The sequence below is a fragment of the Paraburkholderia caribensis genome (assembly GCF_002902945.1).
Taxonomy (GTDB): Bacteria; Pseudomonadota; Gammaproteobacteria; order Burkholderiales; family Burkholderiaceae; genus Paraburkholderia; species Paraburkholderia caribensis.
On sequence record NZ_CP026101.1, the window covers coordinates 204,543 to 222,234 of the forward strand.

At 63.2% G+C, this 17,692-nt stretch carries 12 protein-coding genes and 1 tRNA gene; 10 read left to right on the forward strand and 3 right to left on the reverse strand.

Annotated features, from left to right (window positions below; translation table 11 throughout):
- Positions 1-566: 566 nt before the first annotated feature.
- The 3 genes from C2L66_RS00895 to C2L66_RS00905 are packed head-to-tail and all read right to left on the reverse strand — an operon-like array spanning position 567 to position 3,079.
- Positions 567-1,115: a VUT family protein gene (locus tag C2L66_RS00895; protein ID WP_233444922.1), complete on the reverse strand. Its 549-nt coding sequence runs from the start codon at positions 1,113-1,115 to the stop codon at positions 567-569.
- A 14-nt stretch (positions 1,116-1,129) separates the two neighbouring features.
- The gene (locus tag C2L66_RS42260) at positions 1,130-1,705 is read right to left on the reverse strand and encodes an AlpA family phage regulatory protein (RefSeq protein WP_322789541.1); all 576 of its coding nucleotides are present in this window, start codon (positions 1,703-1,705) and stop codon (positions 1,130-1,132) included.
- 12 nt (positions 1,706-1,717) lie between these two features.
- Positions 1,718-3,079 carry a tyrosine-type recombinase/integrase gene (locus tag C2L66_RS00905; protein WP_060602381.1) on the reverse strand — a complete coding sequence of 454 codons (1,362 nt, stop codon included), beginning with the start codon at positions 3,077-3,079 and terminating at the stop codon, positions 1,718-1,720.
- Between the two features lie 144 nt (positions 3,080-3,223).
- On the opposite strand from C2L66_RS00905, the gene C2L66_RS40520 reads away from it, so the two are divergent.
- From C2L66_RS40520 to C2L66_RS00950, 10 genes are all read left to right on the forward strand, one after another.
- A tRNA-Ala gene (locus C2L66_RS40520) sits at positions 3,224-3,302 on the forward strand.
- A gap of 243 nt (positions 3,303-3,545) precedes the next feature.
- Positions 3,546-4,655 (forward strand): OpgC domain-containing protein, encoded by a 1,110-nt coding sequence (locus C2L66_RS00910; RefSeq protein WP_060599372.1) that lies wholly within the window; start codon positions 3,546-3,548, stop codon positions 4,653-4,655.
- Entirely contained in the window at positions 4,652-6,358 is a 1,707-nt protein-coding gene (locus C2L66_RS00915) for a tannase/feruloyl esterase family alpha/beta hydrolase (RefSeq protein WP_060599371.1), read from the forward strand. The genes C2L66_RS00910 and C2L66_RS00915 overlap by 4 nt, the downstream gene beginning before the upstream one ends.
- 238 nt (positions 6,359-6,596) lie before the next feature.
- Entirely contained in the window at positions 6,597-7,460 is an 864-nt protein-coding gene (locus tag C2L66_RS00920) for an STAS domain-containing protein (RefSeq protein WP_060599370.1), read from the forward strand.
- Between the two features lie 9 nt (positions 7,461-7,469).
- Complete coding sequence (locus C2L66_RS00925) at positions 7,470-7,826, forward strand: STAS domain-containing protein (RefSeq protein WP_035987040.1); 357 nt, start codon at positions 7,470-7,472, stop codon at positions 7,824-7,826.
- 19 nt (positions 7,827-7,845) lie between these two features.
- Positions 7,846-8,271: an anti-sigma regulatory factor gene (locus tag C2L66_RS00930; protein ID WP_035987038.1), complete on the forward strand. Its 426-nt coding sequence runs from the start codon at positions 7,846-7,848 to the stop codon at positions 8,269-8,271.
- Positions 8,256-9,419 carry an ATP-binding protein gene (locus C2L66_RS00935; RefSeq protein WP_060599369.1) on the forward strand — a complete coding sequence of 388 codons (1,164 nt, stop codon included), beginning with the start codon at positions 8,256-8,258 and terminating at the stop codon, positions 9,417-9,419. Before C2L66_RS00930 ends, C2L66_RS00935 begins: the two co-directional genes overlap by 16 nt.
- Complete coding sequence (locus C2L66_RS00940) at positions 9,382-10,830, forward strand: sensor histidine kinase (protein WP_060599368.1); 1,449 nt, start codon at positions 9,382-9,384, stop codon at positions 10,828-10,830. The genes C2L66_RS00935 and C2L66_RS00940 overlap by 38 nt, the downstream gene beginning before the upstream one ends.
- The gene (locus tag C2L66_RS00945) at positions 10,827-12,461 is read left to right on the forward strand and encodes a response regulator (protein WP_060599367.1); all 1,635 of its coding nucleotides are present in this window, start codon (positions 10,827-10,829) and stop codon (positions 12,459-12,461) included. The genes C2L66_RS00940 and C2L66_RS00945 overlap by 4 nt, the downstream gene beginning before the upstream one ends.
- A 302-nt stretch (positions 12,462-12,763) precedes the next feature.
- Entirely contained in the window at positions 12,764-17,677 is a 4,914-nt protein-coding gene (locus C2L66_RS00950; RefSeq protein ID WP_060599366.1) for a response regulator, read from the forward strand.
- Positions 17,678-17,692 lie beyond the last annotated feature (15 nt).

Here is a 17,692-nt window from a genome sequence, read left to right on the forward strand (position 1 = left end):
GAAATTGCGGCATCTCTGCTGGCGCCTTGCGCTTCTAGACTTTCTGTTTATCGCTCACGTGAGCGGCTAATGGTCGCTTCACTCGACCCCTCTCTCATGAGGTCCCCGGTATGCCTTACAACGTCGCAATCTTAAGATCTTTCGACGATTGGCGCGACGGTGAAATGTTACCTATGTCTCAAAGCAACAACTAAGGCGCCTACAGAGTAGTAAACGGCACCCGCAAATCCTTTCTTGAACGCTAAATAGAAGTTGAGACGTGCGACAACTTGCAAATATGCGCGATTTGCCACTGCTATCATTCAGGCGATCGAACCCCATTTCTAATTGCCTTCGCGTCGCGAGTGTGCTTAAGGGCGTGCCGGCGATTCAGCGCTTCCATACAAGGTGCGATGTATCGATTTAATAATTTGATTTTGCACGATACTATTCCTCACCCTGACAGGGTTTGGAGTGACCGGTGCAGAAAACGGGGTCCGAAGTGCGGGGAGACTACCAACTGCCAGGCGAGAACTGCAAGGCGCGAAAGAGCAAACCTACGCTCGTATCTATAGCGTTTCCCCGCTTTAAGCGATGCGAACCTTGCGCAACAACACCCAAGACCAGATAGCGCCCCCTGTAACCTTCGCCAGAAATTGCAGTCCTGCGATTGTCGGGAATATCGTGCCAAATGCGATCAGCGGGAATACGACAGAGTCAATCGCTGCGCTGGCTACGTTTGCGCCATTCGCACGCGTGAGAACGGGATAGCGTCGCACCGCTTGGAACACGACCGCGCTCGTAATGGCCGCCGCGCTAAATGCGACGAGAGACGCCAAGGATATAACGCCTGAAGCCGGATTGAGCATATAGCTGACGACACCGGCGCCGGTGATCAGGCAGACCATACGAGCCCACAGCGAGTGCCCATGCCAGTCCAAGTGAAGACGATCTCGGATAGCAAGGTCGAGGCCGATCAACAAGAAGGCGTTGATCGGAGTGGACGCCGGGCCGAAATGCGCGACGCTCAGGTTTGCTGCGGCAACCGCTGCAATGTAGATCAAAATGTACACGGAAAATGACAAGGAGAAGTTGGATGTGCAATCGATGCCTTCAATAACTAGCGAAGGTGACATGGACCGTTTGCGTTCTATGGTTTTTTATCTTCTGCTCGATAGTTTGCTGGCGATTTTAGGAAGGACTCGATGTCGGCAACTCGCCAGCCAATCGATCTTGGCCCGATCTTCAACTGGGGAGGGAAGGTCCCCTCTTTGACCCGTTGATAGATCGTAGAGCGAGATAGCCCAGTTTCCCTCTCGACCTCTACGCGCCTCATGATTGCGGCTGGTGGCCGCGGATTCGCTGGCTTCATCGGGGTGATCGCCGCTTGCGGTTCGGGACCTTGAGGACCGTTGTGTTCTTCCTCTACTTGTCGGACGGATTTTGCTCCGAACTCTATCAGCATTTTTGCGAGTTCGTCACCCACTGCGCGCCATCGTGCGAATGCCTCGCAGTAAGAGACGACGGAACGTGCATCGACGCTGCTGAGCACTCCAGCATCGGAGAGTTGTTGGGCTACCGTAGGCCAGTGCGCGATTGCTGCGGGAGAAAGCTGCCACAACACATCTGTATCAGCACCGTGTTTAGGACGGTTTCGCCGATTTGCCTCATTCGATTGATCCGATGCACTAGCTTCTCCGGTTTGGCCTGATTTCCGCGGGCGCATATCACGCTCCTTTCAGTTGCCTGTGAACTTGATCCCTGCTTGATTGAGCACCCAGGCTTCGATCTTGTCATGCCACATCCGCAGCAGGTCGAGTGGCCGACGTCGGTAGTGCTTCTCGGCAAGTGCCGACGGTTTGTGTCCTTGGATCTGCGCGACGACGCCAACGGGAACCTCGACCCACTCTGACAAGGTTCCGAACGATCGACGTAGGCCGTGCAGCGAGACATGCGGCAAACCTGTCGGCGCCAATGCTCGGTTATGCGCATGACGTGGTTCGGCAATCTTTCCATCCGCCGCCGTCTTGCTGGCAAAGACCCACTCGGACGGTTCCCATTCTTCTCGTCTTTCGGCAAGTCGCTTCGTTTGACGTTTGTTAGGCGGGGTCTCGTTCAGTCGCCGAAGATTCAACAATAGGCTCGCCAAATACGGGGTGAGCGGTATCGTTCGTCCACCAGTACCCTCGACTTTGTCGTTCATAGTGAGACTGCGCCAGCGGAAGTCCACATCTTCCCACCGCAATGCAGCTAACTCTTCCCGCCGGGCGCCCGTGATCAGCAGGCCTTGGAGATATGCGCTGATGACTGGATTCTCGATGCCGCGCACCGCGCTAAACCAAGCCGATAACTGCTCCCGTTGCAAGCAGTCGTCTTTCGCGGCGCTTCGCGGAAGGATGCCTTTGACCTTTGGAGATGTGTAAGCGTCGTGAGGAATGATGCCCGCATATGCCTCGTCACTGTCACACCATCGAATGAACGCTTTGAACAGACCGAAAGCATGGCCAGCATTTGTCGGTCCCCGGGGTATCTCAGCCTCGAGCCACTCCGACATGGACGTCGCAGTGATCTCGGTCAACCTCCGAGGCATGAGCGGCGCCAATGGCCCACGCACCTTCTCTTTGCCGCCGCGTTTGGCAATACCGCCCCCAGGCGAGGAGAGGTTGATGTGATCAATGATGTATCTCTCGGACCGCGGCTTTTTCGTTTTAGGGGAGATCTTCGTTCGCAGATGCTCCAGGTAATGCTCCCACGCTTCGCCGACAGTCACGTCCTGACGGCGCTTCGCTGCCTGACGGGCTTCGTGTTCGGCCTTCTGCTCAGCCTCTCGCTCGCGCGGATCAACTCCGCCGTCGATAATCGTCTGGAGACTGCGAGCGCGCTCTTGAGCCTTGTCGATCGTCCAGCTCCTCGGATCGCCGATCGTCATCCGGACCGTCGAGCCATGGATCTTCCCTTGGTAGATATAAGCCTTGGCTCCACTAGGCGTGGCTCGCAAGCCGAGGCCGGGGGTCTTGCTGTCCCAAAGAAACGACTGCGACTTACCCTCTTCGCAGCGATGCGCCTCTACACGAGCCGCAGTGAAGTTGACCTTAGCCACCCAACCCCCTTGCTCATAAGCCGGCGATTTCATGTAACCGCCATGTAACCAGATTATGCGCCAACGAGGGAATCTCGATCAACAGTAATGAGGGGTGGTTTCAATAAAAATCGTTTAAATTCATGGAATTAAATATTTTGATAAGCGTGAATTCATTTCGATCAACGTCGACTTGTTCGCATTCGCAATGCGAAGGTCGTGAGTTCGATCCTCATCCGCGCCAGCGAACCAATAACACGCCCCTATAGCTGAAAAAGTAGTAAGTCTGTGTCGATCGCCTCGACACATTCCCGAAGCTTCCCCGCCCCAACCACTTCATTTCCCCCACATCACCTTTCACCCTGCGTAAGCATGGAACGTTCTCACTCGCAACGGTTCCTACACCACGTAAACCCCGACACCCTGCGACCCTTAGCGCCGCCAAACCCGCGCTACCTGCCCCGCACTTGCCAAAAGAGCCGTTCGAATGGACCCGCACCGCCCGCGCTCTATCGAAGTGGATTTTTTCCGAGGGATCGTGCTGATCGTGATTGTGCTCGACCACATCCCGGGCGGGGTGTTACAGCACCTGATGTTGCACGCATACGCCTTATGTGACTCAGCAGAAGTCTTCGTCTGCCTCGGCGGCTACGCATCCGCAGCAGCCTACGGCGCGGTCCTAAGCAAGAAAGGCGAAAAAGCCGCCCACAACCGCTTCTACAAACGCTGCTGGGAAATCTACCGCGCCTACCTGCTAACAGCCGTCCTCACCTTATTCTCCGGCGCGATCCTGCAGCGACTGCAGCTAAACCACCCAATGGTCGACCTGACAGGCTGGCCAATATTCACAGCAGCACCAATCAAGGAAGCGCTAAACATAGCAATCCTCAGACGCCAGCCTTACCTATCAAGCGTCTTACCGATGTACGTGATCTTCGCGATCACCGTCCCCTTCATCGTCCCACTAGCCCGAAAAGCGCCACTTACCGCGCTAACCGGAAGCCTCATAATCTGGGCGCTAGCCATACCCCTAGCCAAACTCTTCGCCATAGACGACGTCATCGACTGGGCTTTCAACCCTTTCGCCTGGCAACTGATGTTCGTGATCGGTATCCTGTGCCGTGAGCATCCGGTTTCGGATCAATTCCTGGAATCAAAACCCGGCCGCTGGTTTACAAAAGCGGCCCTAACAGCCGTGCTAGCCTTCGCAGTGGTGAAGCTTTTCATCCTGACCCAACCGCTCCCTGGCCACCTGAAACAGAACTTGTCGATTGAACGCGTGATCAACTTCCTCGCTATCGCCTGGGTTGCCGTCGTCTTTGTCCGCGCCGGCATCATTGCGAAACTCGCGCAAAAAGCGCCAGCCGTCATCAAGGTCGGGCAGACGGGGTTAGTGTGCTTCGTCGGAGGCACGCTGATCTCGCTGATCGTCGACACGGCGACGCCTCGCAGCATCCACGGGCTGACCCACGGGCTCGCGGCGCTTGCCGGCGACCTGGCAGCGATCATCGCCGTCCTGCTACTGGCGCGCTTCTGGAAAGACTGGAAGGGCCCGACGCAGCCGCGCGCCGCTGTTAGCGGAGCCGATTGCCGATGAAGCGCGGTATCGCATGGCCGCGTGCGGCGTTCCGGCTAGCACGCACGGCGCTCCTATGCTGCGCCGCCAGCGCAGCAACAGCGGCAACACCCGCAGCACCCGCCGCACCCGAAAGCCAAACGCAAACAACCTCAAAACCCAAACCCCCGTTCGCCACGCGCTGCACAGACCTGACCGGCCTCTGGCTCGACGCCGAAACCATCGCGCTTCCCACGCACGGCGCCCACGTCGAAACCGCAACCGTCATCACAGCCCAAACCCCGGGCAACGGCGCGGGCGAGTTCTGCCGCATCACGGGTGTCATCCGCGCGATCAAAGGCACCACTCCCGACATCCGCTTCGACCTCAACCTGCCACGCCGCTGGAACGGCCGCGCCTTGCAGGTCGGCGGCGGCGGCTACAACGGCACAGTCGTAACGGGCATCGGCGTGATGCCGTTCTCGCCGGTTCGCGCACCGCTAGCCCAAGGCTACGTCACGTTCGGCGACGACTCTGGCCACGTCGGCAACTCTGCGCTCGCGGTATTCGGTCTGGTCGACGAAGCCGTCGTGAACTTCGGCTATGCGCATCTGAAGAAAACCCACGACGCCGCCCTCGCGCTGATCGTGCGCATGTACGGCCATCCACCCGACCGCATGTACTTCGCGGGCGGTTCAACGGGCGGCCGCGAAGGCTACACCGTCATGCAGCGGTTTCCGGAAGACTACGACGGCGTCATCGCCGATTCCCCCGCGCTGAATTTCTCCGGCGTCCGACTGATCGGCATACGCGTAGGCCAGGCCGAATACGCGACGCCCGGCGGCTTCGTCCCGCCCGCACTACTCGAACGCGTCTACCAGAAGTCGCTTGAAGTCTGCGACAAGCTGGACGGCGCGACGGACGGCATCGTCAGCGATGTCGCCGAATGCCGCCAGCGCGAACCCGAAATCATCGACTCGCTGCGCTGCCATCGCGGCACGTCCTACGCCCACGAAGGCGGCTGTCTGACCGACCCGCAACTATCGACACTCAACGTCCTGCGCGACGGCCTCAAACTGCCGTACAAGCTCGCCTACGACATCAGTGGCTACCACGGCTACAACGTCTTCCAGGGCACGCGTCTGAACGGCATGCTCGGACTCGGCCGCGACCCGGCGCGTCAAACATCGCCTACCTTCACAGGCAACGGCTATCTGTTCGCGCAAGCCGACGGCTACATCCGCTACTTCGTCACCCAGGACGCCACGTTCGATTCGATCAAATTCGACGTACTGCACCCGGGCAAATACCAGAAGCAACTGACCACGCTGTCGCAGGTCATCGGCGCGATGAATCCCGACCTGGGCCGTTTCATCGCGAAGGGCGGCAAGCTGATCACGATGCAGGGCCTCGCCGACGAAGTCATCAGCCCCAACCAGACGATCGCCTACTACGACCGCCTCATCGACCAATACGGCGACGAGCGCGTCAACGCCTTCATGCGTCTCTACATGGTGCCGGGCTTCCAGCATGGCGGCGGCGTGTTCATTCCATCCGTCGATCTGCTCGGCGCACTCGACAACTGGGTCACGCGCGGCGTTTCACCGGAAACGCTGCTCGCCACCGACATCTCCCCGCCGACCAACGGCCGCTCGCGTCCGTTATGCCGCTATCCGATGTACCCGCGCTATCTCGGCAAGGGCAATCTCAACGAAGCAAACAACTTCGTCTGCAGCGAACCCTGAGCCAGACGGAAGCGCGCATCGCAGCCCGCGGAACCGCCGTCTCGCACCGCACATTTCGGCCCTCATTTCACCCGCAATCACGCAGCGCCCCTGTAGTATTGGACGATTCATGCTGCAAGGCGCCGCTATCTGCCCGCATCACACGCCTTCCGGTAATGTTTGCGCACATCGAATGCGCGTGAACAGTTTGCACACAAACAACTGGGCAAAATTTACCTGCACTCTTCCCGGAGACCTTATGACCGCATCTAAAAGCGCGGCCCTCGTCGAGGTGCTGACGCGTCATCGCGATACGCTGCTCACGGAATGGTTGAACCAGCATCTATCGATCTCGCTGCGCCGCGGACTCGCCACAGAAGCGGAGATGAGCGACCAGTTCCGCAACTTCCTGAACATCTTCTCCGACACGCTCGCCAAAGCCGATACGTTCGACGCGACCCGCCCCGAATGGGAGCCCGTGCGGGCGTTTCTCGCCGACATGTCGGTGCATCGCGCGCGTCAGGGCTTCACGCCCGTCGAAACCGCGACCTTCGTCTTCTCGCTGAAGCAGCCGCTGTATGTGCGCCTTCGCGAGGCGTTCAGCAGCCAGCCGCAAGAATTCGCGGACATGAGCTGGACGGTGAACCTGTTGCTCGACTCGCTCGGCCTCTACACGACGGAAGTGTTCCAGCGCAGCCGCGAAGCGATCATCGCGCGTCAGCAGGAAGAACTGCTCGAACTGTCGACTCCCGTCGTGGAGCTATGGGACGGCATTCTCGCGCTGCCGTTGATCGGCACGCTCGATTCGGCGCGCACGCAAGTGGTGATGGAAAGCCTGTTGGAAAAGATCGTCGAAACGGGCGCCGCCATTTCGATCATCGACATCACAGGCGTTCCGACCGTGGACACGCTCGTTGCCCAACATCTGCTGAAGACCGTCGCGGCCGCGCGTCTGATGGGCGCGGATTGCATCATCAGCGGTATTCGTCCGCAGATTGCGCAGACCATCGTGCATCTCGGCGTCGACCTGAACAATGTGATCACGAAGTCCACGTTAGCGGATGCCTTCATCATTGCGCTGCAAAAGAGCGGGTCGAGCATTCCGACGCGCACCGTCAGCTAAGGTCGCGCCATGGATCGCATTCCAATCCTGCGGATGGGTGATTGCCTGATCGTCGCGATTCAGGTGGACATGCACGACCGTCTCGCCATCGCGCTACAGGACGACCTGACCGCGCGCATCGTCAAGGACAGGGCGAAAGGCGTGCTGATCGACATCTCGGCGCTGGATATCGTCGACTCCTTCATCGGCCGCATGATCAGCAACACGGCCGCCATGGCGACGGTGCTCGACGCGCAGACGGTGGTGGTCGGCATGCAGCCGTCCGTCGCGATCACGCTGGTCGAACTGGGACTCACGTTGACGGGGGTGCGCACGGCGCTCAACGTCGAACGAGGCATGGCGCTGCTCAAGCAGCGGCAGCCCTGATCAGGTGGGGCGCTCATACATGAACTCATTCGGCGTGGTGGTGACATCGACTGTCGAAGTCGGTCTGCGCTCGGATCAGGAGATCGTCAAGCTTCGCCAGGTCGTGCGCGACGAAGCCATCGCACAAGGTTTCTCGCTCGTCGATCAGACGAAGTTCGTCACGGCCGCGAGCGAACTGGCACGCAACACGCTTTTGTACGGTGGCGGCGGCGACGCGACCTTGAGCGTGCTTCTCAACGGCACGCGTAAGGGCCTGAAGCTGACGTTCGTCGACCAGGGCGCGGGCATTGCTGATATCGAACGCGCGTTGCAGGACGGCTTCACGAGCGGCTCGGGGCTCGGCCTCGGGCTCGGCGGCGCGCGGCGTCTGTGCGACGAATTCGAAATCCAGTCGGAACCAGGAAAAGGCACGACGGTGTCGATCACGAAATGGAAACTTCGCTAAGCGGTCTGCGCGCCATGCACGCGTCCTTCGAAATCGCCGACGCAAGCAGCGTCGCGTTCGCGCGGCGCGGCGCCAATGACGCGGCGCAAAAGGGCGCGCTCAATGAGACGGATCTGGGGCGGGTCGCCCTGATCGTCACGGAGACGGCGACCAACATCCTCAAGCATGCGCAGCACGGCGAACTGCTCGTGCGGGTCCTGCCGTCGGATACGGCGGGCACACTCGCTGACGGCGTCGAGATCATCGCGTTCGACAAAGGTCCGGGCATGCAGGACGTGCAGCTCGCGTTCCGCGACGGCAGCACGACGGCGGGCTCGCCGGGCACGGGGCTGGGCGCGATCCGGCGCCTGTCGGAAGAGTTGTCGGTGTATTCGCAGCCGAATCTCGGCACCGTGCTGCGCGCCGTGGTGCGCAGCCGCAGCACGAAAGAGCGCCCGGGACGCGCGGCGGCAGGCACCGACATCGGCGGCGTATGTGTGCCGTATCCGGGCGAATCCGTGTGCGGCGACGCGTGGGGAGTCGAAGCGGATCGGGACGGCCTGACCATCACGCTTGCCGATGGTCTCGGCCACGGCCCCGACGCCCATGTGGCGGCGGCCGCTGCCGTCGATGTCGCGCGGCGCCGTGCGGGCCGCTCGCCCGCCACGCTGATGGAGCTCGCGCACGGTGCGTTGCGCCCCACACGCGGCGCGGCCGTCGCCATGGCGCGGCTCGATCTCACACGCTCGCAACTCGTGTTCACGGGCACGGGCAACATCGCGGCGTCGATCTTCAATACCGGCAAGCCGGCCCTCGTGGGCGGCGGCGCGAGCCTCGGCTCGAGCACGGCAGCCGAAGCCGCGCGCAACACGTGGCAACTCACGTCGCGCAACGGCATCGTCGGTCATACGATGCGCGACTCGCAGGAATTCGAAGTGGCGTGGACGCGCGACGCGCTGCTCATCCTGCATTCGGACGGCATCGGCACGCGCTGGGATCTGGCGGCGTATCCCGGCTTGCATCTGCAGCCGGCCGTGATGATCGCCGCCGTGCTGTACCGCGATTTCTCGCGACGCCGCGACGACGCCACCGTGGTAGTCGTCAAGGCAGACCAGGGAGTACATTTCAGGCATGACGACCCCCATACTGCGCATCCGGCTCGAGGCTGAGGAAGACGTCGTCGCAGCGCGCCGCAAGGCGCGCGCGATCGCCGCGGGCTTCGGCTTCTCCATGCTCGACCAGACACGCATCGCAAGCGCGGTCTCGGAGATCGCGCGCAATGCATTCGAATACGCGTATGGCGGCGAAGTGACCTTCGCATTCGACGGCGCTTCTAAACCGCAGGCGCTAATCATCGACGTGCGCGACCGCGGTCCTGGCATCCGCGAACTCGAGTCGGTGCTTGACGGCACCTACCGGTCGTCGACGGGCATGGGCCGCGGCATCGCCGGGAGCCGCCGGCTGATGGATCGGTGCGAAATCGAATCGTCGGCGGAACGCGGCACGGCTGTGACGATGGCGCGCTTCCTGCCGCTCGACCGCCCCGAAGTGGCCGCGTCGGGCATCGACGCGATCATGCGCAACCTCGTCCAGCAGAACGCGCTGGGCGGACGTCCGGGCGGAGCAAGGAGCGCAGGGGACGCGGCGCGCCGCTCGTTCGACGAAGTGCTCGAACAGAATCGCGAACTGCTCGCCACGCTGACGGAACTGCGCGACCGCCAGGACGAGTTGACCCGCCTCACGCAGGAACTCGAAGCCACCAATCGCGGCGTGGTCGCGCTATACGCGGAACTCGACGAACGCGCGGACGAACTGCGGCGCGCCGACACGATGAAGTCGCGCTTCCTGTCGAACATGAGCCACGAACTGCGCACGCCGCTCAGCTCGATCCGGGCGCTGTCGAATCTGCTGGTGAACCGGCTCGACGGCGACCTGTCCGCCGAGCAGGAACGCCAGGTGCTACTTATACGCAAATCGGCCGAAGATCTGACCGAAATCGTCAACGATCTGCTCGATCTCGCCAAGATCGAAGCAGGCCGTACTGAATTGACACCTGCCTGGTTCAAGGCCACCGGGCTCTTTGCGGCGCTGCGCCCGATGCTGACGCCGCTTCAGACTGATCCGTCGGTGAAGCTGATTTTCGAGGACGCGTACGGTTTGCCACCCATCTTCGCCGACGAAGCCAAGCTCACGCAGATACTGCGTAATTTCGTCTCCAACGCGCTCAAATTTACCGAGCGCGGTGAGATACGCGTCGGCGCGCGAATGGAGCCGGATGGCGAGCACGTCACATTCTTCGTGGCCGACACGGGAATTGGCATCGCCGAGGAGCACCAGCAAGTGATTTTCGAAGAGTTTGGCCAGGTGCAGAACCATCTGCAGCAGCGGGTCAAAGGTACGGGCCTCGGCTTGCCGCTGTGCCGCAAGCTCGCTGCGCTGCTCGGCGGCCACGTGGGTGTCGACAGCAAGCCGGGCGTGGGCTCGACCTTCTCCGCGACGCTGCCGCTCGAAGCGGTAGCCGGGCCGCGCGCGGACGACGCAACCGGCGGCCCGGCCATCGTGCACGGAGGCACCTCATGACGGTTGCCGCTCCGCTGATCCTCAACGTCGACGACAACGACGGCGCGCGTTACGCGAAAACGCGCGTGCTCGTGCATGCCGGTTTCGAGGTCATCGAGGCGGCGACGGGCCAGGGCGCGCTCGATCAGGTGCGCACGCACAATCCAGCGCTCGTGCTGCTCGACGTGAAGCTGCCCGATATCAGCGGCATCGAGGTCTGCTCGATTCTCAAGCGCGATCCACAAACGCGCTCGACGCTCATCCTGCAGACGTCGGCGGCCGCCGTGCAATCGTTCGACAAGGTCCGCGCGCTCGACGGCGGCGCGGACAGCTATCTGACGGAGCCGATCGAGCCGGCCGAACTCGCCGCCAACGTGCGCGCGCTATTGCGGCTGCACCGCGCGGAGGAAGCACTGCGCGACGCCGACCGTCGCAAGGACCAGTTCCTCGCGACGCTCGCGCACGAACTGCGCAATCCGCTTGCGCCGATCCGCAATGCCGTCGAACTGATGGACCCGCGCCATCACGCGAACGCCGAGACGGTGCGCGACGCGCGCATGATCGCGCGCCGTCAGGTCGAGCATCTGAGCCGGCTCGTCGACGATCTTCTCGACGTGTCGCGCATCACGCACGGCAAGATCGCGCTGCAGATGGAATGCGTCGATCTCGGCGCCGCCGTCGCAACGGCCGTCGAAGCAAACCAGCCGTCCATTGAGAAGAAGCAGCACACGTTGCACGTCAACGTGCCCGACGAGTCATGCATGATCTACGGCGACCCGATCCGCGTCGCGCAGGTGATCAGCAATCTTCTGTCGAACGCGGCGAAGTACACGCCCGAAGGCGGCGTGATCGAGCTCGACGCGAGCGTGGCCGAAGACACCATGACGATCCGCGTGCGCGACAACGGCATCGGCATTCCGCCGAACGAACTCGCTGACGTGTTCAATCTCTTCATGCAATCGGAAGATTCGCTGGCGCGCTCGGAGGGCGGTCTTGGCATCGGGCTGTCGCTTGCGAAGACGCTCACCGAACTGCATGGCGGCTCTATCGAGGCATTTTCTGCGGGACTTGGAATGGGCTCGGAATTTGTTGTGACATTGCCGATCGCGGCATCAGGAAAGGTGGCGGCGCCGTGGCCGGCAGCCTCCGGGGCGGCGACGTCCGGCGACGACGCCGCGACTGACACGGCGCCCGCCGCCGCCAATCCCGTCGACGACACCCAGGGCGCGCCCGATGCGAAGCGCCGTGTGCTGGTGGTCGATGACAGCGTCGACGGCGCCGAATCGATGTCGATCCTGCTCGAAATGCTCGGCCACGACGTGCGCGTGATGTACGACGGCGCGGCGGCGATCGCGGCGGCGGGCGAGTTCAAGCCGGAAGTGGTGCTGCTCGATATCGGCTTGCCGGGCATCGACGGCTACCAGGTTGCGCGTGCGTTGCGCGCCGAGCCGGCTACGGCGGGCGCATTGCTGATCGCGCTCACGGGCTATGGTCAGGACAGCGACCGGCAGCGCACGCGCGATGCGGGCTTCGACCATCATCTCGTGAAGCCTGCTTCGCTCGACGACATCGAACGCGTGATCGCGACAGACGGCGCGAGCGGCATGCCGCGCAATCCGGGCACGCCCGTGCGGTCGGACGCGACGGGGTGATGGGGCTTCGAACGGAACGCAGCGAAGCAAGGTAGCGCGCGAGGGCAGCAAGCATGGACACCGGTGTACCGCGTGTGGCCGCAGGGCGAGAGCGATACGGCGGGACGCAGAGTCAGTTCACCTATGAGACGTGCCCCTCTGACTTCCGGACCGATTCCACGGGAGCGCCCAAAACCGGCCGGCGGCGGCGTCGCGCGTCGCCTGTCTGGCGCGCCGAACGGCGCTCCTTGCTCCTTGCCCTGCGGCCAGTTTCGGACGTTCGCATGTACGTTTCATAGATAAACAGACCCAAGGTTGCGTCGATGAAACCGGACAACACGATGGCGGGCGCGTCCACTGAGGCGGACGCGGCGCTCGCAGGCAGTGCGTCTCCCAGCTTCCTCGCGGGCGGCGGCGAGATGGGCAGTCTGATACGCGCCTACGACTGGCGCGCGACGCCGCTCGGCGCGCCCGACGACTGGCCGCAAAGCCTGAAGACGGCGATCCGCATCATGCTCACGTCGCGCCAGCCGATCTGGATCGGCTGGGGGCCGGACCTGATCTACTTCTACAACGATCCCTACAAGTCGATCATCGGCGGCAAGCATCCCGCTGCGCTCGGACAGCCGACGTCGACGGTGTGGCGCGAAATCTGGGGCGAGATTCAGCCGTTGCTGGAGACGGCGCTGACGGGCAGCGAAGGCACCTTCACGGAGCAGAAGCTCCTGATCATGGAGCGCAACGGCTACCCGGAAGAAACGTACTACACGTTTTCCTACAGCCCGATTCCCGACGATCACGGCGGCACGGGCGGCATCATCTGCGCGAACAGCGACGACACCGTACGCGTGCTCGGCGAACGCCAGCTACGCCTGTTACGGGAGATCGGCGCGGCGACGCGCGACGCGCTGTCGTGGCGCGATGTCTGCGAGCGCAGCGTGCGCGCGCTCGAAAGCGATCCCTACGACCTCACTTTCGCGCTGTTCTATCAGACCGAGCCGGGCGGCGCGTCGGCGTCGCTGGCGGGCGCATGCGGCATCGGCGCGGGCCATCCCGCCGCGCCGCAATCGATGGATGCCGCGCCCGGCGCCGCGTGGCCGTTCGCCGACGTGCTGCGCAGCCAGCGTCTGGCCATCGTGCCGGATCTCGCGGAGCGCTTCGACGCGCCCTTGCCTTCGGGCGCATGGCAGCGGCCTAGCGCGCAGGCGGCTGTGCTGCCCGTGCAACCGTCGGGCGAAGCAGGGCGCGGCGGCGTGCTGGTCGTCGGGCTGAATCCGTACCGGCTCGTCGACGACAACTACCGTACGTTTCTCACGCTGGTCGCGCGGCAGATGGGCGCGGCGCTCGGCTACGCGGACGCCTACGAAGAAGAGCGGCGGCGCGCGGAAGCGCTCGCGGAAATCGATCGCGCGAAAACGACTTTCTTCTCGAACATCAGTCACGAGTTCCGCACGCCGCTCACGCTGATGCTGGGCACGCTCGAAGAACTGCTCGCGAAACCCGATGCGGCCAGCACGGCTGACCGGCCGCTGCTCGAAGTCACGCATCGCAATGGCTTGCGGCTGCTGAAGCTCGTGAATGCGCTGCTCGACTTCTCGCGCATCCAGGCGGGGCGCATCGAGATCCATCCGCAGCCGACCGATCTCGCGGCGTTCACCGCCGACCTCGCGTCGCTGTTCCGCTCGGCGGTCGAATCGGCGGGCATGACGCTCGAAGTCGATTGCGAACCGTTGCCGTATCCCGTGTCGATCGACCGCGAGATGTGGGAGAAGGTCGTGCTCAATCTGCTGTCGAATGCGTTCAAGTTCACGCTCACGGGCCGCATTGCGGTGAGCCTGAAAGCGACGCAGGGCGGCAGCATCGAAATGAGCGTCGCCGATTCGGGTATCGGCATTCCCGAGCACGAGATTCCGCGCCTGTTCGAACGTTTCCATCGCGTCGAAGGCGCGGTGGGGCGGTCGGTCGAAGGCAGCGGCATCGGGCTCGCGCTCGTCAGCGAGCTGGTGCGGCTGCACGACGGCGTGATTCATGTCGAGAGCGAACTCGGCGTCGGCACGCGATTTACGGTCGTGCTGCCGGCTACGCTATCGATGGACCCTGCGTCCGGTAACAGCGCGCGCGCGACGACGAGCGCGAGCGCGCACAGCTACGCGGACGCCGCGCTGCGCTGGCTGCCCGATGCGTACCCGGATGACAGTGCCAGCGATCCGGGCCCGCTGCCCGCCACCGGCGAAACACCGTCCGCCGGGGTAGACGGCCGAGCGACGGGCAAGCTGCTCGTCGTCGACGACAACGCCGATCTGCGTGACTACATGCGGCGTATTCTGTCGGCGGCGGGTCATGATGTGCATCTTGCTTGCGACGGCGAGGAAGCGCTCGCGGCCGCGCGCAACCTGCAGCCCGAGCTGATCGTGTCCGACGTGATGATGCCGAAGCTCGACGGCTTTGGCCTGTTGCGCGCGTTGCGCGCCGACGCCGAACTGCGCGAAACGCCCGTGCTGCTGCTGTCGGCGCGTGCGGGCGAAGAGGCGAAAGTGGGCGGACTCGAATCGGGCGCGGACGACTATCTGATCAAGCCGTTCGCGGCGCGCGAACTGCTCGCGCGCGTCGCGGGCAATCTGCAACTCGCGCGCTTGCGGCGAGAAACAGGCAACCGTCTGCGCGAAGAGTCGCGCACGCTCGAAATCCTGAACCGCGTCGGCACCGCGGTCGCGGCGGAACTCGACCTGAACCGCGCGGTGCAGGTCGTCGTCGATGCCGCGACGGAACTGACCGGCGCCGCGTTCGGCGCGTTTTTCTACAACGTGCAGGACGACAAGGGCGGCAGCTACATGCTGTACACGCTGTCGGGCGTGCCGAAAGACAGCTTCGCGAAGTTTCCGATGCCGCGCAACACGGCCGTATTCGCACCGACGTTCCAGGGCGAAGGCATCGTGCGTTCCGACGACATTACGAAAGACGCGCGCTACGGCCGCAACCCGCCGCATCGCGGGATGCCCGAGGGCCATCTGCAGGTGTGCAGCTATCTTGCTGCGCCCGTCGTGTCGCGCACGGGCGAAGTGCTCGGCGGACTGTTCTTCGGACATCCGACGCCGGGTGTGTTCACCGCGCGCGCGGAGCGCGTCGTCGAAGGCATCGCCGCGCAGGCCGCGACGGCCATCGACAACGCACGCCTCTATCAGGCCGCGCAACGCGAAATCGCCGAGCGCACGAAGGCGCAAGAGGCGCTGCGCGAATTGAACGAAACGCTCGAGGCGCGCGTGATCGAAGCCGTCGCGGATCGCGACCGTCTGTGGGACTTCAGTGAAGACCTGCTGGTGGTCGCGGGTTTCAATGGCGAGTTGCAGCGCATCAGTCCTTCGTGGACGCGCGTGCTCGGTCACGACATGCACTGGCTCGCGTTGCAGTCGTACTTCTCGTTGATTCACGCCGACGACCATTCGATGGTCAAGGCGCACCTCGACGAACTGCGCCGCACGGGTGCGCCGACGCGTTTCGAGAACCGGCTGAAGCATATCGACGGCGGTTGGCGCTGGATCGCGTGGACGCTTTCGCTCGATCCCGATACGGAGCGCATTCACGGCGTCGGCCGCGACGTGACGAGCGACCGCGAAACGCAGGAAGCGCTGCGTCACGCGGAAGAAGCATTGCGCGTCGCGCAGAAGATGGAAGCCATCGGCAAGCTGACGGGCGGCGTCGCGCACGACTTCAACAATCTGCTGCAGGTGATCGGCGGCAATCTGCAACTGCTCGCCGACGACGTGGTTGGCCAGGAGCGGCCCGCGCAACGCGTGCGCAATGCGCTCGGCGGCGTCGCGCGCGGCGCGAAGCTCGCGTCGCAACTGCTCGCGTTCGGCCGTCGTCAACCGCTCGCGCCGAAGGTGGTGAACCTCGGGCGCTTCGTGCGCGGTCTCGACGACATGCTGCGGCGCGCGTTGGGCGACGGCATCGAGATCGAGACCATCGTGTCGGGCGGATTGTGGAATACGCTCGTCGATCCGTTTCAGGTGGAGAACGCGCTGCTCAATCTCGCGATCAATGCGCGCGATGCGATGGACGGCCACGGCAAGCTGACCATCGAAGCGGGCAATGCATCGCTCGACGATGCGTACGCGAAGCGTCACGCCGACGTCACGCCGGGCCAGTACGTGATGGTCGCCGTCACCGATACCGGCTCGGGCATGTCAACCGACGTGCAGGAGCATGTGTTCGAGCCGTTCTTCACGACCAAGCCGGAAGGACAGGGCACGGGGCTGGGCTTGAGCATGGTGTATGGCTTCGTCAAGCAGTCGGGCGGCCATGTGAAGATCTACAGCGAGATGGGGCACGGCACGACGATCCGCCTGTATCTGCCGCGCGTACGCGAGGAAGAGGATCTCGAAACGGATGTCGACGCAGGACCGGCCAAAGGCGGCGCGGAGACGATACTCGTCGTCGAGGACGATGAAGACGTACGCACGACGGTGGTCGAGATGCTGGCGTCGCTCGGCTATCGCGTGCTGAGGGCGAAAGATGCGCAAAGCGCGCTGGCGATCGTCGAAAGCGGCGTGCCGATCCATCTGCTTTTCACGGATGTCGTGATGCCCGGGCCGCTGCGCAGCACGGAGCTGGCGCGCAAGGCGCGCGAGCGTCAGCCGGGCATCGCGGTGCTGTTCACGTCGGGCTACACGGACAACGCGATCGTGCACGGCGGGCGGCTGGACGAAGGCGTCGAGCTGTTGAGCAAGCCGTATTCGCAGGAAGCGCTCGCGCGCAAGATCCAGCACGCGCTACAGGTGCAGTACGCGCGGCCGGACGATACCGTCACGCTGCAGGCGCAGGACTCGCAAACCGTCAGGGTCGTCGACCGGCACAGCAACGAGACGTTCGAAGCGATCCGCGATCTGCGCATTCTGTTCGTCGAAGACGACGAACTGGTGCGCGTCAGCACGGCGGAGCTGCTGCGCACTTTCGGCCTCGAAGTCGCCGAGGCGGCGAGCGCGGCGCAAGCGTCGCAGATGCTGCAGGAGCGCGATTTCGACGTGCTGTTGACGGACGTCGGGCTGGCGGGCGAGTCGGGCGTCGATCTGGCCATCGACGCCGCCGCGCGCCAGCCCGGCATGCGCGTGATTTTCGTCACGGGCTCAGACGCGGCGTTGTCGGCTCAGCAGCGGACGCAATTGCAGGGCGTCGCGCAATTGCGCAAGCCGTACGATCCGCTCGATCTCGTCAACGCATTGCGCGCATGTGTCGAATGATTTTTCGCCGCGTCT